This is a genomic window from Microbacterium oxydans (genome assembly GCF_000956405.1).
GTDB lineage: Bacteria > Actinomycetota > Actinomycetes > Actinomycetales > Microbacteriaceae > Microbacterium > Microbacterium oxydans_C.
Map to the genome: position 1 here is coordinate 114,114 of NZ_JYIV01000021.1, position 23,227 is coordinate 137,340.

Below are 23,227 nucleotides of genomic sequence, written 5' to 3' on the forward strand. Positions count from 1 at the left end.
CGGCGTCGCTGAACGCCGCAGCACGGCTCTACGCTGGGGGACATGCTGCTGCGCCTCTCGAACACACCCCGCGACTACGCCTGGGGATCGGACTCGCTTCTCGCAGGCCTCGAGGGGCGCACGCCCACCGGTGCACCGGAAGCCGAAGTCTGGTTCGGCGACCACCCCGGCGACCCCGCGGACGTCGACGGCGGCGGCACCCTCGACCAGGTCACGGGCGGCGCTCTCCCGTACCTCCTCAAGCTGCTGGCCGCGGGGAGTCCGCTCTCGATCCAGGTGCACCCGACGATCGAGCAGGCCAGGGCGGGGTGGGAGCGGGAGAGCGATCTTGCGGCCGACGACCCCCGGCGCAACTATCGGGACGACAACCACAAACCGGAGCTCCTCGTCGCGCTCAGCGAGCGGTTCGAGTCGCTGAGCGGGCTGCGTCCCGTTCCCCGGACGCTCGCACTCCTCGGCACCCTCGGCGACAACCAGGGGATCCGGGAGCTGCGGACGCGCCTGAGCGTGGAAGGCGACGCCCTGCGCGATGTGATCGCCTGGCTGCTGGGGGGTCAGGCGCACGCCGAGGTCGACGAGATCATCACGGCGATCGTCGCCGCATCCACCCGCACCGACACGGGGGAGTGGGCCACGACCCTGCAGGCGATCGCCGGCGTGGCGCAGGTGTACCCGGGCGATCCGGGTGTGGTGGTGGCGCTTCTCATGAATCACGTCGTCCTCGAGCGGGGAGAGGGTGTCTTCCTCCGCGCCGGCCTGCTCCACGCGTACCTCTCCGGTCTCGGGGTGGAGATCATGGCGGCGAGCGACAACGTGCTCCGGGGCGGGCTCACGCCCAAGCGCATCGACGTCCCCGAGCTGCTCGCGATCCTCGACACCGCCCCTGGAGAGGTGCCCGTGCTGCGGGCGCGGAGTGAAGGGGCGATCACCCCGTACCCCGTTCCGGTCCCCGACTTCGCGCTGGAGCGGGTCGTCCTCGACGGAGCCCCTGTCGCACTCGAGGTGTCCGGCCCGACGATGGTGCTGGCCACGGGCGGGGAGGTGACGGTCGCCTCCTCGACCGGGGAAGCCCTCACGCTCGCCGTCGGCACCGTCGCGTTCGCGGACTCGGCCGAGGAGAGGATCACCCTGTCCGGCGAGGGAGAGGTGTTCGTCGCCGGTCCAGGGCACTGACGCACGCTCATCCTCGTGATCCGACACGCCGACGATGTGTCAAGAACCTTAAACGGTTCCTTGAGGGTTTACGATCCGCGACTTGACCGGAGCGAATGACACGGGTGTAATTAGTCATGCGCACGGCCCGCCGGGGGGCGGAGACAGGGTTGGAGATCGAGATGACGGGATACCGTTCAGACGTACCGGAGAACTGGTTCGTCGATCCGATCAACCTCGGCGTTCCCGGGGTGCGGCGCACGGACGCCGCGGAGGACGACAACGCCCTCGCCTGGCAGAGCGATGCTCTGTGCTCGCAGACGGACCCCGAGGCGTTCTTCCCCGAGAAGGGCGGATCGACCAGAGACGCCAAGCGGATCTGCACCTCGTGCGACGTCCGCGGCGAATGCCTCGAATACGCTCTCAACAACGACGAGCGATTCGGCATCTGGGGCGGGCTCTCCGAGCGCGAGCGCCGGAAGCTCAAGCGCCGCGCGAGCTGAACCCTCCGTCGCACTCGAAGCGGGACCGCAGGGGCGCGTGGCTTCGCGGGCGCGCCGCGTCCAGTACGCAGACGTCGGTGGTCACCCGCATAGGCTGACGACGTCATGCCAGCCCGAGTTCACGCCATCATCGTCGCGCGCACTGGATCGTCTTCCCGCGCGCAACTCCTCCGCACTCTCGACGCCCTGCGCGCTCAGACCGCTCCCCCCGCCGCGGTCACGCTCGTCGTGTGCGGCGATGCGTCGTCGCTGCGCGAGAGCGAGGTCGTCGCGGCCACCGTCGAGGGGATCATCGAGGCGCGAGCCACCACCTCCTTCGCCGAGGCCGTCGAACTCGCGAGACCCCGGGTGTCGGAAGGGGCGGCGACATGGCTGCTGGCCCAGGACACCACGCCGCACCCGCGAGCTCTGGAGCGACTGATCGGAACGCTGGAGCGCTCGCCCTCGGCGGCCATCATCGCTCCGAAGCTCGTCGCCATCGACAACGACCGAGAGATCGTGTCGCTCGGAGTCAGCATGACCGCGCTCGGACGTTCGGTCGAACTCGCGGCGGGCGAACTCGACCAGGGGCAGCATGACCGTTCTGACGACGCGCTCGGTGCGGACGTGCGGGGCCTTCTCATCCGCGGCGAAGTCCGTGATGCGCTGCGCCCGGACCCCGCGCTCGCCGGAGCCGATGAAGGCCTCGACCTCGGAGTCCGCGCGCGCTTGGGCGGTGGTCGCGTCGTGCTCGCGCCGAGTGCTCGGGTCTCCGTGTCGCCGAGCGGTCCGGCCGCACTGCCGCCCGGTCGATCGAAGCGTGCCTACGTCACACGTCTTGCGCAGCTGCACCGGCGCCTGGCGTACGCGCCCGCGGCAGCCGTGCCCCTGCACTGGCTCAGCCTGCTGCCGCTTGCGCTGTGGCGCTCGATCACCGATCTCGTCGCGAAGCGCCCGGAAGCCGTGCTCCCGGAATGGGGTGCGGCGCTCACCGCGATGTCCCGCTTCGGCGCGGTCGCGCGGTCCCGGGCCGGCATCCGGGCGTTCCGCACATCAAGCTGGGCCAGCATCGCGCCCTTGCGGGTGACGTCGTCGGAGTTGCGGCGGCGCCTCGACGATGGACACGGCAGCGAAGGCGGTGCGGTCAGCGAACTGCGCTTCTTCTCGGGTGGTGGTGCGTGGGCGGTGCTCGCAGCGCTGGTGGTCAGCATCGCATCCTTCACGAGTCTGCTGGCATGGCCGACGCTGGGGGGAGGGGCTCTGCTGCCTCTCCGACAGACAGCCGGCGCGCTGTGGAGCGACGCCGCGTGGGGGATGCGCGATGTCGCCCTCGGCCTGGTCGGGCCGGCCGACCCCTTCGCGTCCGTCGTGGCCGTGCTGGGCTCGCTCTGGCCGGCGGGTCCATCGTTCGCGATGGTGCTGCTGTGGATCCTCGCGCTCCCGCTCGCCGTCCTCGGTGGGTGGTTCGCCGCCACACGCGTGACCGATCGTGAGGGCCTGCGCATCTTCGCGGGAGTCGCGTGGGCTCTCGCCCCGACCTTCCTCACGGCCCTCGTCGACGGACGCCCGACTGCCGTGCTGGTCCATCTGCTGCTTCCCTGGCTCTTCCACAGTGCTGTCGTCGCGCACCGATCCTGGGGCGCGGCGGGAAGCGCTTCGCTTCTCCTCGCTGCGGTCATCGCCTGCGCACCCTCGCTCGCTCCTGCGCTCGCCCTGTTGTGGGTCGTCGCGCTCGGCATCGTGTTGGGAACCGCGCAGTTCCGCGGCGCGGGGCGGTTGCTGTGGCTGCCGGTGCCGACCATCGCCCTGTTCGCTCCTCTCGTGTTCTGGCAGCTCGCGCACGGCACCCCGCTCGCGCTGCTGGGCGATCCAGGACTCCTCTGGGCGGGCCCGCAGGTCGCCGCGGACGCCGCAGGGCGTCTCGCGCTCGCCGGTGGCTTCCCCACGCCGGGGCTCGCCGGGTGGATGGATGTCGTCCCCTCGTCGATCGCCGCGTGGGCTCCGCTGCTCTGCGCTCCCCTCGCCGTTCTCGCCCTCGGAGCTGCTCTCGCACCACGCTGGCGGGCGGGGATCACGCTACTCGTCGTCGCCGCCTCGGGCCTGGCGACAGCCTTCCTCGCGGTCGGCATCACCGTGAGCTTCGCTCAGGGCACGCCGGTCGCGATCTGGCCCGGGGCAGGACTCAGCCTGGCGTGGATCGGCGTGGTCGGAGCCGCAGTGGTCACTTTGGACACCGCCCTCACCCTGCCGCGACTGCGGGTCTTCGCCGCTGTCGTCGCCGCTGTCCCGCTGGCGGTATGCGCGATCCCCGCACTCAGCGCACAGCACACCGACCGCTCGGTGCTCACAAACGGACCGGACTCGACGCTGCCGGCATACGTGGCCGCACAGGCCGCCGACGATCGGCCGATCGCGACCCTCGTGCTGACTCCGCAGAACGACGGGGGGCTCGCCGCAGAAGTGGTGTGGGGCGCGAGCGAGACGCTCGGCTCGCAGTCGACCATGATCTCCACGGCCGTCGAGCCGCAGGGCTCCGACATCTCGAGGCTGGCCGTTGATCTCCTGTCCGCGCGCGACTTCGATGCGCCCGGCGCCCTCGCGGAGACCGGCATCAGCTACGTGCTCGTCGCCCAGGTCGCCGGAGAAGGCGACAAGGCACGGACGCTGCGCACCTCCGCCGTCGCAGCGATCGACCAGCGTGCCGGTCTCGTGCACGCGGGCACCACGGATCGCGGAGTGCTCTGGCGGCTGGAAGCCGAACCCGCCGCGCAGCCCTCCCTGACCTCGGCCCAGCAGGGCACGGCGCGCCTCGTGGTCACCCTGCAGCTGCTGGCGGTGTTCGCCGCGCTCCTGCTGTCGATCCCGACCAGGGCCTCCCGACGCGCGGCGCGCGCCCAATCGCGGATCGTCGGACGTGTGCCGGACGAGCCGATCGTCCTGCCGAGGCACGCGGAGGACCGAGAGGCGCTCGAGGATGTGCCCGTGGGGGCGATCGAGGACCCGCAGGACGAGCCCGCATTGAACGATGAGGCACTCGCGCCGATAGCGGAGTCCACGACCGAAGAACGCGACACGACGAACGCCGATGCCGCGACGGACCGTGGTGACCGACGCCCGACCTCGAACGAGGAGGACCGATGAGCAGTGGCAACCGCGCATTCCGAGTGGCCGCGACCGGTGCCAGGGTGATCACCGGGGCAGCCGTCATCGCCGCGTGCGTGGTCGGTGTCGCGACGGCGGTGCATGCCCCGTGGCCGGTCGTCGCCCACGATCCTGCACAGGTCGAGGTCACGCCGGTCCCCGGAGACAGCATCCTCGTCTGCAACGGTGATCTCCGAGCGCTCGGGCGCGACTCCGGGGCCCCGTTGGACATGCTCCCCGCCGCGTCGCCCTCCCTGACCACGGGAGGCACGGCCGGCGATCCGGAAGCGACCCGACTCACGGGGACGGACCTGCCGGAGGCCGACGGGCCGGAACTGCTCACCGGGCCGGTCGACGGGCGCACGGCACCGCTGATCGCCGGTGCCGAGTCGATCACCATCGCCGCGGACGATCTCGCGGGATACGCCGCACTGCCCTGCGGTCAGCCCCGACTGGAGTCGTGGCTCGTCGGAGGAAGCATCGCCACCGGCACCAAGGACATCGTGACACTGACGAATGCAGCGGAGGTCCCCACCACGGTCACGCTGGCGGTGTACGGACCGGCTCGCAGCACGCGCACCGTGATCGTCCCCCCGCGCTCCCAGACAGCGCTTCCGCTCACATCGTTCGCCACCGGCAACGATGTACCGGTGGTGAAGGTGAGCGCCGTGGGAGCTCCGGTGCGGGCCGCCCTTCAGTCCTCGCTGGTGCGGGTTCTCGATCCCGCGGGCATCGACCTCCAGGACTCGGTGCCCGGGGCACAGCAGAAGCTCGTGTTCACCGGGGTGGAGGCTTTCGCCGCAAGCGGCGACGATTCCGAGATGGCCGTCCTGCGCGTTCTCTCACCGGGTGACGACGCGCGAGTCCAGGTGAAGGTCCATGCGGAGGGGGAGGCCGGTCTGGCCGACGAGTTCACCGTTCCGGTCGAAGCAGGTCTCCCCGCCCAGGTGTCCCTCTCCGGGCTCGAGCCCGGTCGATACACGGTCGAGGTCGAGGCGGACGTGCCGCTCATCGCCGGAGTCAGACAACAGGACGGCTTCGGGCTCGCCTCGGACTTCGCCTGGGTGATGCCGGCTCCCGAGATCGATGTCGATGTGGTGTTCGCCGTGCCCTCCGGTCCCGATGCCCGCCTGCAGCTCGCCAACACCGCAGACTCCGACGCCACGGTCACGCTCGAGGCGCTCGACGGGGGTCAGCCGCAGGAGATCGTCATCCCGGCAGGGGAGACCTCCGGCATCGCCGTGGAGGGGAGCACGACCTATCGGATGCAGACGACGGGACCCGTGCACGCAGCGGTGGCTCTCACAGCTCCCGGTGCCATCGCGGTACTGCCCGTCCAGACGAGCGCCGGTGGAGAGCAGCCGATCACGGTCTACCCCTGAGCAGCGGCGGCACTCCACTTCCGTGACGGCGCATCGGCGGCCGACCGGCATCGGTCAGTGGTCGTGGCCGAGATCCCACGGTTCGCGGCCGACGTATTCGGCTGCGGCACGGAAGACGGCGCTCTCGATGGCCATGCGTCGATGCGCCGCATCGTCGTGCCCCGGGGGCAGGAGCCGCTCGATGGGGAGCCGGAACAGGACGATGCGTCGGTTCTCGCGGTCGAGGTACCACCGGGGCACCTCCTCCGTCGCGTCGAACGCCGGGATCGCACCGATCTCGAACCGCACGTCCTGGAGTTCAGGCCACGTGCCACGGAGGAATTCGACCGCGGTGCCGACGGTGAGGTCGAACCTGTCGACGCGCCCGTCGAGAGGAGCCAGGGGCGGCCGGACGACCTCGCTTCGGCCCAGCCGACCGTGACGACCGTGCCGGGCACCCCGCCGGGCAGCGGCGGAGGGTGACACGGTACGGCGACGGGGCATGACGAAAGTCTAGGCGGTGCGGGCACGCGCGGCGCGGCATCCGCTTCCGCGTCGGCAGGCCCCGTACGCTGACGGAGATGGACGGACGACTGTGCTCGAAGGTCGGCTGCGCGCGAGAGGCCGTGGCCACCCTCACCTACGACTACGGCGATCAGATGGCGGCTCTGGGCCCGCTCGGTGCGGCGAACGACCCTCAGGCGCATGATCTCTGCTCGCCCCACGCGGACCGGCTCTCGGTGCCTTCAGGCTGGCTTGTCGTGCGTCACGAGGCACTCCGCGCCTGACGCCTTTGCGTCGACACGCGGTCGTGGCCGACCATTGAAATCCGAAGTCTGGATACGCTGACCGCGGGCGTGCCAGGGCGGCGCGGCCGGAAAGGCACTCGTGATCGTCTGGCGCCGCTGGATCTTCCCCCTGCTTCTCGTCGTGGTCTTCGGTGCGTGCGCCGCCGCGCTCGTCAAGATCGCCTTCTTCCCCGACCGTGCGGAGAGCGTCGTCAGCCCTGAGGCGGGGATCACGGATCCCGTCGTCGTGGTGGAGCGGGGTTCGGTGGTCAACGCCCTGAGCCTGAGCGGGAACGTGGCCCGCGACGACGCATTCGCCATCCGGGGCGAGCTCAACGGCACGGTCCTTGCCGTGCACGTGGGGGAGGGAGCCGCCGTCGCCGCAGGGCAGAAGCTCTACACCGTGCGTCAGGAAGAGCCGCGCAAGGACATCGACGTGCTCGCGCCCGAGGCCGGCGATGTGTCGGAGTTCGCCGTCGTCAAGGGTCAGGCCACCACGGTCGGCACCGAGACGTACAAGCTCACGCCCGCGCGCTACCATCTGCTCGCCACCGTCGACCCCGTGCAGCTGTACCGGCTCGTCAATGCTCCCACCGAGGCCACGGTCACCATCACAGGCGGCCCTGCACCGTTCGCCTGCACGGGCGTGGGGGTCCAGGTGACGGCGGAGGGCACGGCGAACGTGCGCTGCGCGATCCCGGCCGACCAGACGGTCTTCGCCGGTCTCCCCGCGAAGATCGACCTCGCCCTCGGCCAGGTGGATGACGCGCTGGTGATCCCGGTCACCGCTGTCCAGGGCGGAGCGGGTTCGGGGAAGGTCTGGGTCGACGCCGGTGACGGGTCCGACCCCGAGGAGCGGGCCGTGACGCTCGGCGTCAACGACGGCGTCATGGTCGAGGTGACCGAAGGTCTGACGGAGGGCGACAGCATCCGCCAGTTCGTACCCGGCTTCGTCGCGCCGGTCGAGGAGTTCTGCTACGAGGTCTCCCCGGGCGTGGAACAGTGCGACACCGGGACGAGCTGGTGAGCCTGGTCGCGCTCGACGACGTCTCCAAGAGCGTCCTGCTGGCCGACGACTCGCGGCTGGAGATCCTTCGGGGGATCACTCTCGAGGTCGGCGCCGGAGATCACGTCTCGATCGTCGGACGCTCGGGATCGGGGAAATCGACGCTGCTCAACATCCTGGGGATGCTGGATGCACCGACCTCCGGCTCCGTCGCGTTCGAAGGCCGTGAGGTGCGTCGGATGCGGTCCGGCCGCCTCGATCGCCTTCGCGGAGACAACGTCGGCTTCGTCTTCCAGCAGTTCAACCTCCTTCCGGGGCGTACGGCGATCGACAACGTGATGATGCCGCTGGGCCATGCCAGAGGGCGCATGTTCTGGAACCGCCGCCAGATCGCGGCCGACATGCTCGAGCGCGTCGGCCTGGGGCACCGCATCGAGCAGATCGCGGACAAACTCTCCGGTGGCGAGCAGCAGCGTGTCGCCATCGCGCGGGCCCTTGTGCGCCAGCCGGTGCTGATCCTCGCGGACGAGCCGACCGGAGCCCTCGACATCGACACCGGGGCGTCCGTCATGTCGCTGCTCGACGAGGTGGCGACCGAGACCGACGCCGCCCTGGTCACCATCACCCATGATCTCCATGTCGCCGCGCGTGCGCGCCGCCACTATCGACTCGACGCCGGACGGCTGGAGACCGCAGACCTCAGCCGAGCCTTCGAGGCGTCGACGCTCGCGGCTCCGGTGCCCTCGGCTGCGCCGGAGGTCGTCGCATGACCGGGTTCCTCGGCGCGCTCTCCGACGCCTGGGCCGAGATCCGCGTGCACAAGCTCCGCGTGCTGCTCAGCCTGATCGGGATCGCCGTCTCCGTCGGCGCGCTCACCGCCGTGGTCGCGATCTCCGAGTACCAGCGCCAGTTCCAGGCCGAGCAGTCCGACAGATGGGGTGGACGAGCGGCGACCGTCGTCGTGGCGGTCAACAGCGACGACGGCACGCCCGTCGACGCCGATGACTTCGATGCGCGATTCAACCGTGTTGCCGAGCGTTTCGGTTTCAGCCACACGGCGCGCATCTCCCAGGGGCTCATGCTCGACGTCCAGTTCCCCGACGGCATCGTGCAGGTGCAGGCGAGGGTCATGGACCCCGCGTTCTCGCAGATCCACCGCGCGCGCCTGCTGGAGGGGCGATGGTTCGTCGATTCCGACAGCGAGGCGATGGCTCCGCCCATCGTGATCACCGAGCCGCTGTGGGATCGGCTGGGGCGTGTGCCGTTGTCGCAGCACCCGACCGTGACGCTCGGCGGCCCCGCGGGCGGGACATACCAGGTGATCGGCATCACTCCGCGCCAGGGCATGGGCGACGAGGAGCTGCGTGTCGACCTGCTCTACGACTCCTATCGGGCACGCGTGGATTCGCTGCCCGCCGACGCCTGGACGCAGTACGAGATCTGGATGGGGACCGGCCAGGTGGACCGGATCGCACCCGTGCTCGCGATGGACCTCAGAGCCGGGCTGCCCGAGGGTCAGACGGTGTCGGTGAGCAGGTCCGATTGGGCTGCGCAGCCGGGCGCGCTGGATGCGCAGGCGACCTTCGAGATGGTCACCGGCGGTATCGCGGCCCTGATCCTCGCCCTCGGGGCGCTCAGCCTGATCAACATACAGCTCGTGGCGATGCGTCAACGCGTGCGGGAGATCGGCGTCAGACGAGCCTTCGGCGCCAGCTCAGGTCGGGTCTTCTTCGCGGTGTTCCTGGAGAGCCTGGTGGCCACGACGGTCGCGGGAGTGATCGGGATCGCGATCGTGGTCGCGGTGCTGCGCTCGGAGTGGATCATCACCTCGTTGTTCTACGGGATCCAGGACATCCCGCCCTTCCCGATGCGAGCGGCGCTGATCGGCCTCCTCGCCTCGGTCATCGTCGGTGCAGTGTCCGGGTTCATCCCCGCTCTGGTCGCTCTGCGAGTGAAGGTGATCGACGCGATCCGCTTCTGACACGCGCGTGGAAGGTGCGGCCGACGTCGTGGTGACCCGCGCCGTTCAAACGCCGACGCGTCTGCCGGTGAGCCGCTCGGCTCGACGATCGGAGTTCTCCAACGCCCTGCGCTCGCGTTCCCTGCGCAGCACGGTGATGCCGATCAGGGCCTGCTCCGGCGGAGCCGGGGGCGGCGGCGAGACGAACGGAGTCGCCTCGGTGAGCAGATCGAGCGCGACGCGAGCCCGTGCTGCCGGGATCATGCGGGGGGCGCTCTGCAGGAACTGCGAGATGCGACGTGCCAGCCGGTCGGGGAGCCGGGCGACATCGGCGATCTGTGCCCACCCGGCCAGCGACGGAGGGAGCACGGGAACGTGCGAGACGAGGGCCGGGGTGCGCACACGCTGGCTGTAGGTGCCGGCGACCAGGTCGCCCAGGCGCTGCGAGCGCGCGTTGAATGCGCCGGTGAGCACCGCCACACCGCCGAAGGTCATGTAGATCTCCAACACGCCGAGGAGGGCGCGGATGAAGGCGTGTCGGAAGCCCGCAGCGCCGCCGTCCACGCGCACGATCCGTCCGCCGACCGCGAGCTTGCCGAGGCTGCGTCCCTTCAGAGCGACCTCCATCGTGATCGGCAGCACCACGAAGCTCACGACCAGGGCCGACACCGTGGTGATCCGATCCGTCGTCTCGTCGAGCACTCCGGCATCGAGCAGCCAGATGCGCAGGAAGATCCACAGGAGGAACACGCCGTATCCGAGGAGCATGTCGATCGCCGCTCCGAGTGCTCGGAGCAGGAAGCCGATGGGCTGCACGTCGATCGCCACGGCCTCACCGGAGAGCACCTCGTCTGCAGCATCGATCGGGGTGGACATGAGTACAGTAAATCAGGTGGATGCCGATGCGCTGACAGATGCACGCCGCGCCGAGTGGGAGCGGCTGGACCAACTCAGTCGCGCCCGTCTCGACGGTGACGGGGTGGACGAACTCATCGTCCGATATCGCGCCGCCTCCGCCGACCTGGCCGAGCTCAAGACCTCGGTCGGCGATTCCCCGCAGGGCGCCTACCTGTCGACCATCCTGGTCCGCGCACGCCTGCGTCTGACCGGCGCATCCGACAGCATCCTCACCCAGACCGGACGCTTCTTCCGGCTGCAGCTGCCCGCTGCGCTGTATCGCCTGCGCTGGACGACCCTGGTCATCGCGATCTCCTTCATCGCGGTCGCGGTCGGCACCGCGGCCTGGATCGCGAGCGACCCCGCGCTCGTGGCGACGCTGGGTTCCCCGTCGGAACTCGAGCAGTACGCGGACGAGAGCTTCACGGGCTACTACACGGAGAACCCCGCAGCCGTGTTCATGGGCATGGTCTGGACGAACAACGCCTGGATCGCGATGCAGTGCGTGCTCTTCGGCGTCACGGGGATCTGGCCGGTGTACATGCTCGTGCAGAACGCGATGGGTCTCGGAACCGCCGGGGCGGTGATGGCGGCTCACGACAAAGCCGACCTCATGGTGCTGTACATCCTTCCGCACGGGATGCTCGAGATGACCTGCATCTTCGTCGCGGCCGCCGCAGGTCTGCACGTCTTCTGGGCCTGGGTGGCGCCGGGGCGTCGCTCGCGCGGCGAAGCGCTCGCCGAGCAAGGGCGGGCGCTCGCGACCGTGGCGATCGGTCTGGTCTTCGCCCTGTTCCTCGCGGGGCTCGTCGAGGGCTTCGTCACCGGCTGGGCGCTGCCCTGGCCGGTCAAGATCGCCATCGGCGCCGCAGCACTCGCGGTGTTCCTGATCTACATGCTGGTCGTCGGTGGGCGCGCGCACCGACAGGGCGAGACGGGCGATCTCGTCGAGTACGAGGCGGGTACGCCGCGTCTGGTGGCCGGCTGACGGACGGGGTCCGTCACGATCTCACCGCCGGCGCAGGCTCAGAGCCGACCCGCCGCCTTCAACTCCAGGTAACGGTCGGCGATCCGGGGCGGGAGCTCCTCCGGGTCGGCGGCGATCGCCTCCCCACCGGCCCGTCGGATCGCATCGGCGACGTTCTCCGCATCGCGGAGGGTCCGCTCGGCCGCTGCGGCGAGGTACACGTCCTCCCGGGAGTCGCGTCGTCGTGCGAGTGCGGAGATGCCGTCGTCGGTCACGGAGCCGACCAGCACGGTGGTCGCCCTGGACGCGTTTGGGAAGGCACCGAGGAATCCACGCGCGGATTCGGCCGCGTCCTGGGCCGTCAGCGCCACGATGAGCGAGGGGCGTGTGGTGAGGGTGCGGACGGCGGTGAACGCGCCGTGCCAGTCCGTGTCGACCAATCGCGCGTGCACGGGAGCCATGGCGTCGGTCAGTGCCGGCAGCAGGGCAGCGCCGTCGACGCCCGTCACTCGCGCGCGGACCACCCTGTCGTACATCAGCAGGTGCACGTGGTCGCCCGCGCGGGAGGCGAGAGCCGCCAGCAGCAGCGCGGCCTCCAGGGAGGCATCCACGCGGGTGCCGTCCCCGACACGTGCCGCGGCCGTGCGCCCCGTGTCGATGATGATGACCACGTGGCGGTCCCGCTCCGGCCGCCAGGTGCGCAGCATGGTGGTCCCGGCGCGAGCCGTCGCCCTCCAGTCGATCGAGCGCACGTCATCTCCGCGCACGTACTCCCTCAGCGAGTCGAACTCGGTGCCCTGGCCGCGCACCTGAATGCTGGTGTTGCCATCCAGCTCGCGCAGACGGGCGAGGCGCGACGGAAGATGCTTGCGGGAGGAGAACGCCGGCAGCACCCGGATCGCTCCGCGAACGACGTGTCGAGCCTGTCGACCGGCGATGCCGAGGGGCCCGCGCGACCGCAGCATGACGAACTCGCTCACCAGCTCGCCGCGACGGCGGGGGAGGAGCGGGATCGAGACGCGGCCGCGTTCACCGGGAGCGATGCGCAGCTGCTGCCGGTCGAGCGGAGCGCCCGCCGTGGGCTGCCACGCGTCGCGGATCGTCGCGTTCAGCGCCCTGTTGCCGTGGTTGTGCACCGCGACGCTCACCGGGACCGGCTCGCCGAGCCGCGCGCGTGCAGGCAGACGGCGGCTCACGGTGACGGAGCGCGGACTCGCGGCGAGGGCGACGTCGACGGCGACGAGCAGCAGACACAGAGCGATCCAGGCGCCGAGCACCGCATACGCCGGATAGCCCGCGAGTCCGGCGATGACGAGCGGGACGATGCCGATGGCTATGGCGACGGCGAGGCGACCGGTGATGAACACCTAGATCGGCACCCTGGTCTGCTGAACCACAGAGGTCAGCACCGCATCGGCGGATACCCCCTCCATCTGCGCATCCGGACGTAGCTGGAGACGATGGCGCCAGACCGGGACCAGCATCGTCTGCACATGGTCGGGGGTGACCGCCGAAGACGCGTTGAGCCAGGCCCAGGCCTTCGCGGCGGCGAGCAGCCCGGTCGAGGCGCGGGGGCTGGCGCCGAGCTCGACGGACGGCGACTGCCGGGTCGCACGGGCGAGGTCGACGACGTAGCCGAGGACATCGTCGGTCACCTCGACCGCGGCAGCAGCGTGTTGCGCCGCCCGGATCTCCTCGGCGGTGACCACCGCGTCCACCCCCGTGAGCTCTCGGGGGGAGAAGCCCGCGGCGTGCCGACGCAGCACCGAGACCTCTGCGTCCCGCTCCGGCATGCCGACCACGAGCTTCATGAGGAAGCGGTCCAGCTGGGCTTCGGGCAGGGAGTATGTGCCCTCGTGCTCGATCGGGTTCTGGGTCGCCGCGACGAGGAAAGGGTCGGGGAGGGCGCGACTGACCCCGTCCGCCGAGACCTGACGCTCCTCCATCGCCTCGAGGAGCGCGGCCTGGGTCTTCGGCGGCGTGCGGTTGATCTCGTCCGCGAGCAGGATGTTCGTGAAGACGGGACCGGCTCGGAAATCGAACTCGCCGGTACGGGCGTCGTACACGAGGGAGCCGGTCACGTCGCCGGGCATCAGGTCCGGGGTGAACTGCACGCGTTTGGTGTCGAGGCCGAGCGCCCGCGCGAAGGAGCGCACCACCAGTGTCTTCGCGACACCAGGGACGCCTTCGAGGAGCACGTGGCCGCGAGCCAGCAGCGAGACGAGCAGTCCCGTGACGGTGCCGGCCTGGCCGACGACGGCCTTGTCGACTTCGGTGCGCACCCTGTGCATGGCTTGACGCAGCGCGGCGTCGTCGGTGGGATGGTTCTCAGCGGTCACGTGTTTCCCTCTGCTTCTCGGGGATGGGTGGTCGAGTCGGTGCGGGCGGTGTCCTCCACCGCTGTCTCGAGCTGGTCGAGCCGTCTGGCGAGCTCGATCAGGGCGGCGTCGTCTTCGGGGAGCGGCCCCGCAAGCAGCACCTGGAGCGTGCCGCGCGGGACACGCAGCCTATCCGATGCGGCGTCGGCGACTTCATCCACGTCGGCGTGGACGGCGAGCCCGAGCCGACGGGCGAGCCGCCGCTGAGCACCGTCGCGGAGCGCCTGCGCGGCGTGTGCGGAGTCCCCGGCTCTGGCCGTGAGACGTGCGCGTCCCTGCATCGTCTCCGAGGCGCGGACGGTGACAGGCAGCGTCTCGGCGACGAGGGGACCGAAACGCTGGCCGCGCCAGATCGCCGTCGCGATGCCGACCGCGATCAGCAGCAGGATGGCCGGTGTGACCCACGGGGGAGTGAGGGTGCCGAGTGTGTCGACCGGCTCGGCTTCGATGTCGGAGTCCGAGAAGCTGGGGACGTACCAGACGACGCGCTCAGTCTGACCCAGCAGGGCGAGCCCGAGCGCCGCGTTGCCGTTCTCGGCCAGGTAGGCGTTGCCGAAGAGCCTGGCCCCCTCCACCACTGTGCGTTGCGCGCCGGTGCGACGATCGACGAGGACTGCGGCGCCTTCGGAGTCCCCGAAACAGGCCTGCACGCCGTCTGCGGGGGTGAAGAGACGGTCGGCACGGATCGTCCCGACCTTCGCGAACTCCGGGACGTCGCACTCCGCCGTCGCGGCCGCCGAGGGTCCCGACGCATTGCCGCCGATCTGGAGTTCGGTCAAGAGGTGCGTGCTCGTGGACAGGAACACGATGCGTTCGGCGGGTTCCATGAGCGTCGCGAGTGCGTCGTCAGTGAGCGTGTAGGGATTCGCCATGACGAGTGTCGTGTCGTCGTCGATCGCGGCGCGGGCCTCGACGCGCGAACGATGGACCTCGACGTCGACGCCCTGATCCCGCAGGATGTTCGCGAGCGCGAGTGCGCCGGCATCGTTGCGGGCTTCGGGGTCGAGGGCTCCGCGCGCGCCGGGTGCCGTCGCCGCCACGCGAAGTCCGACCACCGTGACGATCAGCACGAGCGCTGCGACGATGGTCCATCCGATGATGGTCTTCGCCCGACTCGGGCGGCGTTCGGCGGTGGAGGAGAGATGGTCGCCGGGGGGAGTCGAGACCGCGCGCTCGTGTTCGGTCATGGTCACGACGGCACCGCTTCCAGTCGGCGTCCGCGGATCCGGTCGTCGGTGTCGACGAGGTCGCGATACGCCTCGGCCGTCGCCGGGTGTCCGAGGTAGCGGACATCATCGAAGGTGAGGGCTGCGCGCCGCATCGCCTCGGCTTCGTCGGCGAACACCGCGCTCGCTTCGCGGGCGATCCCCTGAGCGGTGGCGCCCGGTGCCGGATCGATCAGATCGCGTTCGCGCAGGCTGCGCGCGATGGCACGGTAGCGGAGGATCGTCGCGGAGTCCCAGTCGCGTTCGCGCGCGGCGCGCTCGGCATCGGACCTCAACTGCGCAGCGCTGCGATCGTCGGCGGCTCCCAGCAGGTCGCCATGGGCTCGTCCGATCGCCCGCGAACTGCGTGGCCGTCCCCAGACGATGAGGGCGACGACCAGAGCCGCCGCGATGACGATGCTCACGATGATGAGCGCCGACGGACCCACGTTCGCGCCGTTGTCCGAGCTGAACAGGTCGGCGAGGAAGCGACCGATGTCGCGGGCCACCAGGTCGAACCATGTGGGCTTGGCGTCGGTGTAGCGCGGGTTGGAGAGCTCCTCTTCCGCCCAGCGTCGAGCCTCGTCGCCATCGGGCACGAAGAGATCGTCGAACCGTCGGATCATGCGGTGCCGTCGGAGCCGGGTGCTGTCCAGCCGCTGTCGGCCGGAGCGTCCCCGGCAGCCCGGGTCGCGGGAGGAGGGGGTGGCGGGAAGGCCGCGGGCGAGGCGCCGGTCGCTGGAGTCGGCTGCGTCGGCTGCGGAACGGGCTGGCCCGGATACCCCTGCGTCGGATACCCCTGCGTCGGATACCCCTGCGTCGGATACCCCTGCGTCGGATATCCCGCCGTCGGAGGAGCCGGGTAGGGTGCCGCGGGAGACGGCGGGTACGGGTAGCCCTGGGACATCATCACGTGTTCCGGGACCTGGCGGGGCGGGGGAGCCGAGGTCACCGCACGCGAGGGATCGACGCGGAAGGGATCCTCCTGCTGCTCATCGGTCCATCCGAGGTCGCGGCGCTCCACATAGGCGATCAGCGTCTGGTCGAGCCCCTCGTAACGCATCCGGCAGTCGAGGTAGACGAGCGCGGCGCCGGTGCTCTGGACCACGAGCGTGATCGCCTGGATGACGAGGAGGAGGATCTGCGGAGCGATCAGGGTCACGACGAATGCCACCACCGCGCTCGGGTCCGTCGCTCCGGTGGGGGCGACGACGGAGCCCAGGAGCGAGCCGAGCAACGTGGCCGGCACGCTGACGACCTGCGCCGCGATGCCCATGATCGCGCTGATGAGGAACATCACGCCGAAGGCGACCCAGAATCGCCCGCGGGTGAGGCGCCAGGAGCGGACGAAGGCCTCGCGGAAACGCGCACGCTCCAGGACCAGGACCGATGGCACCAGCAGCAGCTTCGTGGTGAGCCACACCGCGAGAGGGATGCAGGCGAGCACGATCAGCACCACCACGAGCACGACGACGCCGACCATCTCCATGCTTCCCCCGAGCCCTCCGGCCACGAAGCCCGCGATGATGACGGCGGCGATGATGAACAGCCCGAACATGGCGGCCACGGAGAGAGAGGCGAAGCCGGCGAGTCTCCAGAACGCGGGAGCCATCCGCCGCCACAGCATCCGCAGGGTGGCCTTCACCCCGACTGCGGCATATCCGATCTCCGCGGCGACGACACCCTGCATCATCGCCGTGAAGGCGATCGAGGCGACCCCGACGACCAGCCCGGCGATCAGATTGATCGCGATGGTGCCCGCCATCACGGCCTCGAAGTCCGGCGAGGATGGCGAGACCGTCTCGAGGCGGCTGAACGTGGTGAACAGCACCACGCCCATCACCACGGACGCCACGATGACCACGATGAGCTGGATGACGACGGCGAATCCGAAGAGCACCTTGGGGTTGTGTCGCAGTGCCGCGAAGGCCTTCCCCAGCAGCATCCCGAACGACAGCGGATGAAGGGGGATGATGCCCTTCTTCGGGGCAGGCGTCCACGTCTGTCCGGTCACAGGCACTCCCTCTCCATCGCGCGCCTCCATCGTGTCATATCCCCTGTGCGGTGCGCAGACCTGGGATCGCTGGGACTCGGTGCCATAAGGTAACTCTTATGACCTCACGTATTCTCGTGGTCGACGACGACACAGCGCTCGCCGAGATGATCGGGATCGTGCTTCGGACCGAAGGCTTCGAGCCGGTTTTCTGCGCCGATGGTGCGCGCGCCGTCGATGAATGGCGAGCACAGCGACCGGATCTCGTGCTACTCGATCTCATGCTCCCCGGCATGGACGGCATCGAGATCTGCACCCGCATCCGCGCGGAGTCCGGCGTGCCGATCATCATGCTCACCGCTCGCGGCGACACGGCCGACGTGGTCCGAGGACTCGAGGTCGGAGCGGACGACTACATGGTCAAGCCGTTCAACCCGAAGGAACTGGTCGCGCGTATCCGCACCCGCCTCCGCCCGACGCCGCAGACCACCAGCGAGCAGCTCCGCGTCGGCGATCTCACCGTCGACGTCGATGCGCACGAGGTCCGTCGTGGTTCGGAGCCGATCGCGCTCACGCCGCTGGAGTTCCAGCTTCTCGTCGCACTCGCCTCCAAGCCGCAACAGGTGTTCTCCCGCGAGATGCTGCTGGAGCAGGTCTGGGGATACCACTACAAGGCCGACACCCGCCTGGTGAACGTCCACGTGCAGCGCCTGCGCGCCAAGGTCGAGCTCGATCCCGACAATCCGAAGATCGTCATGACGGTGCGCGGCGTGGGCTATCGCGCCGGGAGCGTCGGCTAGGCGCACGATGGCCGCGACGACAGCGACCACCACGACGGTCGCTGTCCTGCGCGACTGGCGCGGTTGGCCGACGATGCTGGGGCTCCTCTGGAGACGCTCGCTGCGTTTCCGCACGCTCTCGATCACCCTCCTGGCGACGTCGCTCGCGATCTTCATCACGTGCGTGACGATGGCCCTGGTCATCCAGAACGATCTCTTCATCTCGCGCAAGGACGTCGCGCTCGAGGATTCCCGTCGCGCGGTCGACCAGGCCCAGGGGATCCTGGACGTGGCGGAGGTGGGGGACGACTCCGCTGCCCTCACCGAACTCTGGAACAGCGTGCAGTCCACCCTGACCCGCACCTCGAGCACGGATCAGATCGCCGGCTTCAAGGTCAACGATGCCAAGGGCGTGCGGCTGAACGGGTTCGAGGCGGGGCTGAGCCGGAGTCTGCTGAGCCCCGAGCTCCAGGCGCGTGTCGTCGAGTTCGACGATCGGCAGGCGTGGCAGTCGGTGGCGCTGCCGGCGGCGGACGGGCGAGAAGTCCCCGGCATCATCGTCGGTCAACAACTGCAAGTCCCGGAAGCAGGGGCCTTCGCGGTCTACTTCGCCTACGATCTCGGCGACGCGGATCAGACCCTCGTCTTCGTGCAGCGGACGCTGTGGATCGCGGGAATCGGCTTGGTGGCGATCGTCGCCGCGATCTCGTGGATCGTCCTCCGTGCCGTCTCCAGCCCGATCGTGCAGGCTGCCGAGACGAGCGCGCGGTTGGCGGCGGGTGACCTCGGCGTGCGTCTCGAGGTGCACGGGGAGGACGAGCTCGCCACGCTCGGACGTTCGTTCAACGCGATGGCCGACAGCATCGAGTCCCAGATCAAGGAGCTCGGCGAGCTGTCGATGGTGCAGCAGCGGTTCGTGTCCGATGTCTCGCACGAGCTGCGCACACCGCTGACGACCATCCGACTCGCTGCCGACATGCTGAACGACCAGCGCGAGGAGTTCGACCCCACCACCGCCCGCACGGCGGAACTGCTGCACGCCCAGGTGCAGCGCTTCGAGACGCTGCTGTCCGACCTGCTGGAGATCAGCCGGTACGACGCTGGCTCGGTGCAGCTCGAGCTGGAGGCGACGAGTCTCACCCACCTCGCGGAGGACATCATCGAGCAGATGCGTCCCCTCGCGGAGGGGCGCGGCACCGAGCTCAGACTCGTGGCCCCTGGCGGGTACTCTCCGGTGGACATGGACCCGCGCCGGGTGCGGCGGGTCCTGCGCAACCTGATCGGCAATGCGATCGAGCACGGGGAGGGGCGCCCCGTGGTCGTCACGGTGGACAGCAACCAGCACGCGGTGGCCGCCGGAGTGCGGGACTTCGGGCTCGGTATGGAACCGGCCGATGCGGAGCGGGTCTTCGACCGGTTCTGGCGTGCCGACCCCTCGCGTCAGCGGACGATCGGCGGGACGGGGCTGGGGCTGTCCATCGCTCTGGGAGATGCGACGCTGCATGGTGGCACGCTCGATGTCTGGTCCGAACTGGGCGTGGGGACCAACTTCGTCCTGACCATTCCTCGACACGACGGCGTGCTGGAAGGCCCGAGCCCTATCCCGGTGGAGCCGCAGGAGCCGTTCGCGGAGATCGGGGATGCGACGCAGCCGATCTCGCTCACCGACGCGCCGGACGGGATGTTCGATGAGGAGGAGCCGTCGTGACCGAGCGCCGGGGAAGGCGAAGACTGCGGGGACTCGCGCTGGCGCTCGTCGCTCTGCTGCTTCCCGCGTGCGCCGGGTTGCCGACCAGCGGCGATGTCGCCGTCGGGCTCAAGCTCGGGGAGTCGCCACAGGACATCGACATCCTCCCCGTGGCCTCCGGGCCGATCACGGGCGCGGGGCCGGAGGAGATCGTCGACGGCTTCCTCGAAGCGGGCATCACCACGACCGACAACTGGGACACCGCGCGCGACTTCCTCGCGCCGTCGCTGCAGCGGAGTTGGAGCCCCTCCGCCGGGGTGTCGATCGACATCGGCCCCGATACCAGGACCGTCACGTCCTCGGTCCCCGACGACGAGGTCGAGGACGCGGACACCGCCGAGGTCCAGGTGACTCTGGACCTCGTCGCGAGCGTCGACGACTCCGGCGGATACTCCGAGGCGGTCGGTTCTTCCGCGGTGGCGTTCACGGTGCAGCGCATGGAGAACGGCGAATGGCGCATCACCCAGGCTCCGGACGGCGTCGTGATCGATGAGACACGGTTCTCGAAGGTGTTCGAGGGTTATCCGCTGCAGTACTTCGATCTCGGCTGGTCGCGACTGGTCCCTGACATGCGCTGGTTCCCGCGGCGTCAGAGCCCCGCGACGACCGTGACACGAGCGCTCATCGGGGGCGCCCCCAGCGAATGGCTGGATCCCGCGGTGCAGAACGCCTTCCCCGCTGACGTGCAGCTGGCGCAGGACGCGGTGCCCATCGTCGGACAGGTCGCGGATGTCGCGCTGACGCGCCCTGCCGGCGGACTCGATGCCACCACGCTGTCCCGGATGCGCACGCAGCTCCAGGCGACCCTCAGGGCCTCTGGCGTCGCCGTGACCCAGGTGCGCTTCACCGTCGACGGGCGGGACCTCGACGCGGGCCAGGCCGAGGTCAAGGAGCCCTCGACCGAGGTCGGCACGCTCGTGCTGCAGAACGGCGCGTTCGGGCGCATCGTCGGGGATGAGATCTCGCCTCTCGACGGGATCAGCGCGGAGATCACATCCATCCCGCAGCCGATCCTCTCCATCGATGTGGCGGGCGACGACTCGCACGCCGCCACGAGGCTCGCCGATCAGCACGTCTACCTCGTCGGCGCGGGAAGCCTCGACGAGCTCGACTCCCGCCCCGGGCTCATCGATCCGTCGCTGGATCCCTACGGCTACACCTGGTCCGTGCCCGCGGGGGCACCGGCGGCTCTGCAGGCTTCAGGGAGCGACGCCGTCCCGCATTCGATCGCGAAGGCATGGCCGAGTGCGTCGGGCATCTCTCACCTGAGAGTGTCGGGGGATGGGGCCAGAGTCGCCGCGGTCGTCACGGTCGGAAAGCAGATGTGGGCCGTCGTCGCCGCGGTGGTTCGAGACTCCACCGGTGTGCCGATCGAACTCGGGGAGATCATGCAGCTGACCCAGCTCGCCGAGGCGGCGACAGGGCTGGTATGGCTCGGACCCGACCGTGTCGGCGTGCTCACCGATCCGAGCAGTCCGCGGCTGATCACTCAGATGGTCGGGGGACCGGGGTCTGCGGAGGCCGCACCGGGCAATGCCGTCTCGATCGCGGGGGCGCGCACCGCGTCCGGTGTACGGGTGCTCGGTGCGAACGGCGAGCTGTTCGCGCACGCGGGGTCGGCATGGCGAGAGGTCGCCTCCGGCGTCACCGTGCTCGCCACCCGTGTCGGCGAGTGACTCGTCCTGCACATGCGTGGACCCGCGCTTCGTCGTTCGCGGACGGGCCGGTCGCCCCACGAAGGCGCCTGTACGGCCGCAGAATGATCGGATGCGGACGAGACCTCACCTTCTGGAGTTGGGCGCCGAGGTGGTGGCGTTTCTTGTCGCGGCGACCTGTGCGGGGTGCGATGAACCCGGCACCCTGCTATGCCGTCGATGCCTGCGGGCCCTGCAGCCGAACCCTCTACAGACGAACCCCCTGCAGCGGTTGACGCCTCGGGGTCTCCCCGTCACGGCCGCACTCCCGTTCGACGGAGTGGCGGCGCGGTGCATCCGGCGGCTCAAGGGGAACGGTGAGACCTACCTGGCCCGGCCGCTCGGCGCAGCGCTGGCGTCCGTGCTGAGGTCGCCCGAGACTGCGAGCAGGTTGGTCGTGCCGGTGCCGACGACGCGGAGCGCGTTCCGCCGCCGGGGCTACCGCGTGCCGGACCTCCTGATCCGGAGGGCGCAGGTGGCACCGCAGCGGGTGCTCAGGTTTGCTGCCAGGACCGACGACCAGCGCGGGCTGGGCGCGCGGGAGCGGGTGACGAACATGAGCGGCGCCATGCGGGCGCGTCGCCCAGGTGAAGGCGCCGAGGTCGTGATCGTGGACGACGTCGTGACCACCGGTGCGACGTTCGACGAGGCGGCCCGAGCGCTGACCGAGGCAGGTTTCCTCGTCTCGGCGGCGGTCGCGCTGGCCGCCACGCCGCGTCGTGACGGATTCGGATCAACCTCATCGGGAACACATCGGCGACACAGGGGGAGCACCCCGTGACATCCGCCGACGGGCGGACTACGGTGGGGGGACACAAGGCGACCACGGTCCGCCCTTGGCCGGGAGGACCGGGACAAGGAGGCAGCAATGGAAACAAGCATCGTTGGCGTCGGAGTGGGTATCACCGATCGCTTCCGAACCGTTGTCGAAGAGAAGATCGCCAAGATCCAGATGCTGGCGTCGCGTGCGCAGCGGCTGGATGTGAAGGTCACCCACCGCGTGTATCGCAACGGCCGGATCCCCGATGAGACCGTCGAGCTCACCCTGATCGGAAAGGGCCCCGTCGTCCGCGCCGAGGCGACGGACGGAGACAAGTTCGTGGCGCTCGACCTCGCCGTCGACAAGATGTCCGAGCAGCTGCGTCGCGCCAAGGAGAAGCGAGTCGACGGACGACAGCACCCCCGTGGCGCCCACTTCGAGAAGGAGAGCGGAGCGTTGGAGGGCATCGACGTCCAGCCGGCATCCGCAGACGTCCTCCGTGCGGTCGCGACCGGCAGCGTGCCGGTGCAGCAGACCGAAGAGGAGGAGTACTCGCCCGTCGTCATCCGCACGAAGAGCTTCGACGCCGAGTGGATGACCGTCGAAGAAGCGGTCGACAGGATGGAACTGGTCGGGCACGACTTCTTCCTCTTCGTCGACGTCCGCACCGACCACCCGAGTGTCGTCTATCGACGTAAGGGATGGGACTACGGTGTGATCGCGTTGAGCACCCAGGCTCCGCCGTCGGAGGCACTCGCCTCCTGATCCGAATCGCGCAACGGCCCGCTCCCGGAAGGGAGCGGGCCGTTCTGCGATATGGGCTGGAGGCCCGGTCGGTCAGTCGAAGATGCCGTCGAGCAGGCTGCCGATCACGAGCCCGCCCAGGATGCCGGATGCGAGGTCGCCCCCGCACCGTT

General features: G+C 69.8%; 21 protein-coding genes. 14 read left to right on the plus strand and 7 right to left on the minus strand.

Going from position 1 to position 23,227, the window contains the following annotated elements:
- The first annotated feature begins 42 nt into the window (after window positions 1-42).
- The 4 genes from manA to RN51_RS06050 all read left to right on the plus strand — a co-directional run bounded on the left by manA (window position 43) and on the right by RN51_RS06050 (window position 6,157).
- Window positions 43-1,173, plus strand: a complete 1,131-nt coding sequence (manA, locus tag RN51_RS06035) for a mannose-6-phosphate isomerase, class I (RefSeq protein ID WP_045263149.1) — start codon at window positions 43-45, stop codon at window positions 1,171-1,173.
- Between the two features lie 161 nt (window positions 1,174-1,334).
- Window positions 1,335-1,655, plus strand: coding sequence for a WhiB family transcriptional regulator (locus tag RN51_RS06040; protein ID WP_082066470.1), 321 nt, complete (start codon window positions 1,335-1,337; stop codon window positions 1,653-1,655).
- Window positions 1,656-1,760: 105 nt separating this feature from the next.
- On the plus strand, window positions 1,761-4,775 hold the full coding sequence (locus RN51_RS06045; protein WP_045263150.1) for a glycosyltransferase: 3,015 nt from the start codon (window positions 1,761-1,763) through the stop codon (window positions 4,773-4,775).
- Window positions 4,772-6,157: a DUF5719 family protein gene (locus tag RN51_RS06050; RefSeq protein WP_045263151.1), complete on the plus strand. Its 1,386-nt coding sequence runs from the start codon at window positions 4,772-4,774 to the stop codon at window positions 6,155-6,157. Before RN51_RS06045 ends, RN51_RS06050 begins: the two co-directional genes overlap by 4 nt.
- A 54-nt stretch (window positions 6,158-6,211) precedes the next feature.
- Here RN51_RS06050 and RN51_RS06055 read toward each other — a convergent pair whose 3' ends face one another.
- On the minus strand, window positions 6,212-6,640 hold the full coding sequence (locus RN51_RS06055; RefSeq protein ID WP_231579231.1) for a hypothetical protein: 429 nt from the start codon (window positions 6,638-6,640) through the stop codon (window positions 6,212-6,214).
- A gap of 77 nt (window positions 6,641-6,717) precedes the next feature.
- Here RN51_RS06055 and RN51_RS06060 point away from each other — a divergent pair, with 77 nt between their 5' ends.
- The 4 genes from RN51_RS06060 (at window position 6,718) to RN51_RS06075 (ending at window position 9,911) form a co-directional block, all read left to right on the plus strand.
- Window positions 6,718-6,924, plus strand: coding sequence for a DUF3499 family protein (locus tag RN51_RS06060; protein WP_045263152.1), 207 nt, complete (start codon window positions 6,718-6,720; stop codon window positions 6,922-6,924).
- Between the two features lie 100 nt (window positions 6,925-7,024).
- Complete coding sequence (locus RN51_RS06065; protein WP_045263153.1) at window positions 7,025-7,951, plus strand: efflux RND transporter periplasmic adaptor subunit; 927 nt, start codon at window positions 7,025-7,027, stop codon at window positions 7,949-7,951.
- Window positions 7,927-8,700 (plus strand): ABC transporter ATP-binding protein, encoded by a 774-nt coding sequence (locus RN51_RS06070; RefSeq protein WP_197073188.1) that lies wholly within the window; start codon window positions 7,927-7,929, stop codon window positions 8,698-8,700. The genes RN51_RS06065 and RN51_RS06070 overlap by 25 nt, the downstream gene beginning before the upstream one ends.
- A complete protein-coding gene (locus tag RN51_RS06075) occupies window positions 8,697-9,911 on the plus strand; it encodes an ABC transporter permease (RefSeq protein ID WP_045263154.1) in 1,215 nt (404 codons plus the stop codon). The genes RN51_RS06070 and RN51_RS06075 overlap by 4 nt, the downstream gene beginning before the upstream one ends.
- A 45-nt stretch (window positions 9,912-9,956) precedes the next feature.
- Here the strand turns inward: RN51_RS06075 and RN51_RS06080 are convergent, their stop codons facing one another.
- Window positions 9,957-10,766 carry an RDD family protein gene (locus tag RN51_RS06080; protein WP_045263155.1) on the minus strand — a complete coding sequence of 270 codons (810 nt, stop codon included), beginning with the start codon at window positions 10,764-10,766 and terminating at the stop codon, window positions 9,957-9,959.
- 16 nt (window positions 10,767-10,782) lie between these two features.
- On the opposite strand from RN51_RS06080, the gene RN51_RS06085 reads away from it, so the two are divergent.
- Window positions 10,783-11,775, plus strand: coding sequence for a stage II sporulation protein M (locus RN51_RS06085; protein ID WP_045263156.1), 993 nt, complete (start codon window positions 10,783-10,785; stop codon window positions 11,773-11,775).
- A gap of 38 nt (window positions 11,776-11,813) precedes the next feature.
- Here the strand turns inward: RN51_RS06085 and RN51_RS06090 are convergent, their stop codons facing one another.
- Genes RN51_RS06090 through RN51_RS06110 form a run of 5 tightly spaced genes read right to left on the minus strand, consistent with a single transcriptional unit; the run spans window position 11,814 to window position 17,351 of the window.
- Window positions 11,814-13,121 (minus strand): DUF58 domain-containing protein, encoded by a 1,308-nt coding sequence (locus RN51_RS06090; protein WP_045263157.1) that lies wholly within the window; start codon window positions 13,119-13,121, stop codon window positions 11,814-11,816.
- A complete protein-coding gene (locus tag RN51_RS06095; RefSeq protein WP_231579232.1) occupies window positions 13,122-14,045 on the minus strand; it encodes an AAA family ATPase in 924 nt (307 codons plus the stop codon).
- Window positions 14,046-14,089: 44 nt separating this feature from the next.
- On the minus strand, window positions 14,090-15,319 hold the full coding sequence (locus tag RN51_RS06100) for a DUF4350 domain-containing protein (protein WP_052674612.1): 1,230 nt from the start codon (window positions 15,317-15,319) through the stop codon (window positions 14,090-14,092).
- A gap of 2 nt (window positions 15,320-15,321) precedes the next feature.
- Entirely contained in the window at window positions 15,322-15,963 is a 642-nt protein-coding gene (locus RN51_RS06105; RefSeq protein ID WP_045263159.1) for a DUF4129 domain-containing protein, read from the minus strand.
- Complete coding sequence (locus tag RN51_RS06110) at window positions 15,960-17,351, minus strand: glycerophosphoryl diester phosphodiesterase membrane domain-containing protein (protein WP_045263181.1); 1,392 nt, start codon at window positions 17,349-17,351, stop codon at window positions 15,960-15,962. The genes RN51_RS06105 and RN51_RS06110 overlap by 4 nt, the downstream gene beginning before the upstream one ends.
- Window positions 17,352-17,449: 98 nt before the next feature.
- Between RN51_RS06110 and mtrA the strand changes: the two genes are divergently transcribed.
- From mtrA to hpf, 5 genes are all read left to right on the plus strand, one after another.
- Complete coding sequence (gene mtrA, locus RN51_RS06115) at window positions 17,450-18,130, plus strand: MtrAB system response regulator MtrA (RefSeq protein ID WP_045263160.1); 681 nt, start codon at window positions 17,450-17,452, stop codon at window positions 18,128-18,130.
- A 7-nt stretch (window positions 18,131-18,137) separates the two neighbouring features.
- Entirely contained in the window at window positions 18,138-19,817 is a 1,680-nt protein-coding gene (gene mtrB, locus RN51_RS06120; protein WP_045263161.1) for an MtrAB system histidine kinase MtrB, read from the plus strand.
- Window positions 19,814-21,532 carry an LpqB family beta-propeller domain-containing protein gene (locus RN51_RS06125; protein WP_045263162.1) on the plus strand — a complete coding sequence of 573 codons (1,719 nt, stop codon included), beginning with the start codon at window positions 19,814-19,816 and terminating at the stop codon, window positions 21,530-21,532. The genes mtrB and RN51_RS06125 overlap by 4 nt, the downstream gene beginning before the upstream one ends.
- Before the next feature lie 91 nt (window positions 21,533-21,623).
- Entirely contained in the window at window positions 21,624-22,331 is a 708-nt protein-coding gene (locus RN51_RS06130; protein ID WP_052674613.1) for a ComF family protein, read from the plus strand.
- A gap of 87 nt (window positions 22,332-22,418) precedes the next feature.
- The gene (gene hpf, locus RN51_RS06135; RefSeq protein WP_045263163.1) at window positions 22,419-23,075 is read left to right on the plus strand and encodes a ribosome hibernation-promoting factor, HPF/YfiA family; all 657 of its coding nucleotides are present in this window, start codon (window positions 22,419-22,421) and stop codon (window positions 23,073-23,075) included.
- Window positions 23,076-23,227 lie beyond the last annotated feature (152 nt).

Excerpts from the sequence above, each read along its gene's own strand:
- manA (WP_045263149.1), top strand. The coding sequence starts at position 43 with ATGCTGCTGCGCCTCTCGAACACACCCCGCGACTACGCCTGGGGATCG.
- RN51_RS06040 (WP_082066470.1), top strand. The coding sequence starts at position 1,335 with ATGACGGGATACCGTTCAGACGTACCGGAGAACTGGTTCGTCGATCCG.
- RN51_RS06045 (WP_045263150.1), top strand. The coding sequence starts at position 1,761 with ATGCCAGCCCGAGTTCACGCCATCATCGTCGCGCGCACTGGATCGTCT.
- RN51_RS06050 (WP_045263151.1), top strand. The coding sequence starts at position 4,772 with ATGAGCAGTGGCAACCGCGCATTCCGAGTGGCCGCGACCGGTGCCAGG.
- RN51_RS06055 (WP_231579231.1), bottom strand. The coding sequence starts at position 6,640 with ATGCCCCGTCGCCGTACCGTGTCACCCTCCGCCGCTGCCCGGCGGGGT.
- RN51_RS06060 (WP_045263152.1), top strand. The coding sequence starts at position 6,718 with ATGGACGGACGACTGTGCTCGAAGGTCGGCTGCGCGCGAGAGGCCGTG.
- RN51_RS06075 (WP_045263154.1), top strand. The coding sequence starts at position 8,697 with ATGACCGGGTTCCTCGGCGCGCTCTCCGACGCCTGGGCCGAGATCCGC.
- RN51_RS06080 (WP_045263155.1), bottom strand. The coding sequence starts at position 10,766 with ATGTCCACCCCGATCGATGCTGCAGACGAGGTGCTCTCCGGTGAGGCC.
- RN51_RS06095 (WP_231579232.1), bottom strand. The coding sequence starts at position 14,045 with ATGCACAGGGTGCGCACCGAAGTCGACAAGGCCGTCGTCGGCCAGGCC.
- RN51_RS06100 (WP_052674612.1), bottom strand. The coding sequence starts at position 15,319 with ATGACCGAACACGAGCGCGCGGTCTCGACTCCCCCCGGCGACCATCTC.
- RN51_RS06105 (WP_045263159.1), bottom strand. The coding sequence starts at position 15,963 with ATGATCCGACGGTTCGACGATCTCTTCGTGCCCGATGGCGACGAGGCT.
- mtrA (WP_045263160.1), top strand. The coding sequence starts at position 17,450 with ATGACCTCACGTATTCTCGTGGTCGACGACGACACAGCGCTCGCCGAG.
- mtrB (WP_045263161.1), top strand. The coding sequence starts at position 18,138 with ATGGCCGCGACGACAGCGACCACCACGACGGTCGCTGTCCTGCGCGAC.
- RN51_RS06130 (WP_052674613.1), top strand. The coding sequence starts at position 21,624 with ATGCGGACGAGACCTCACCTTCTGGAGTTGGGCGCCGAGGTGGTGGCG.
- hpf (WP_045263163.1), top strand. The coding sequence starts at position 22,419 with ATGGAAACAAGCATCGTTGGCGTCGGAGTGGGTATCACCGATCGCTTC.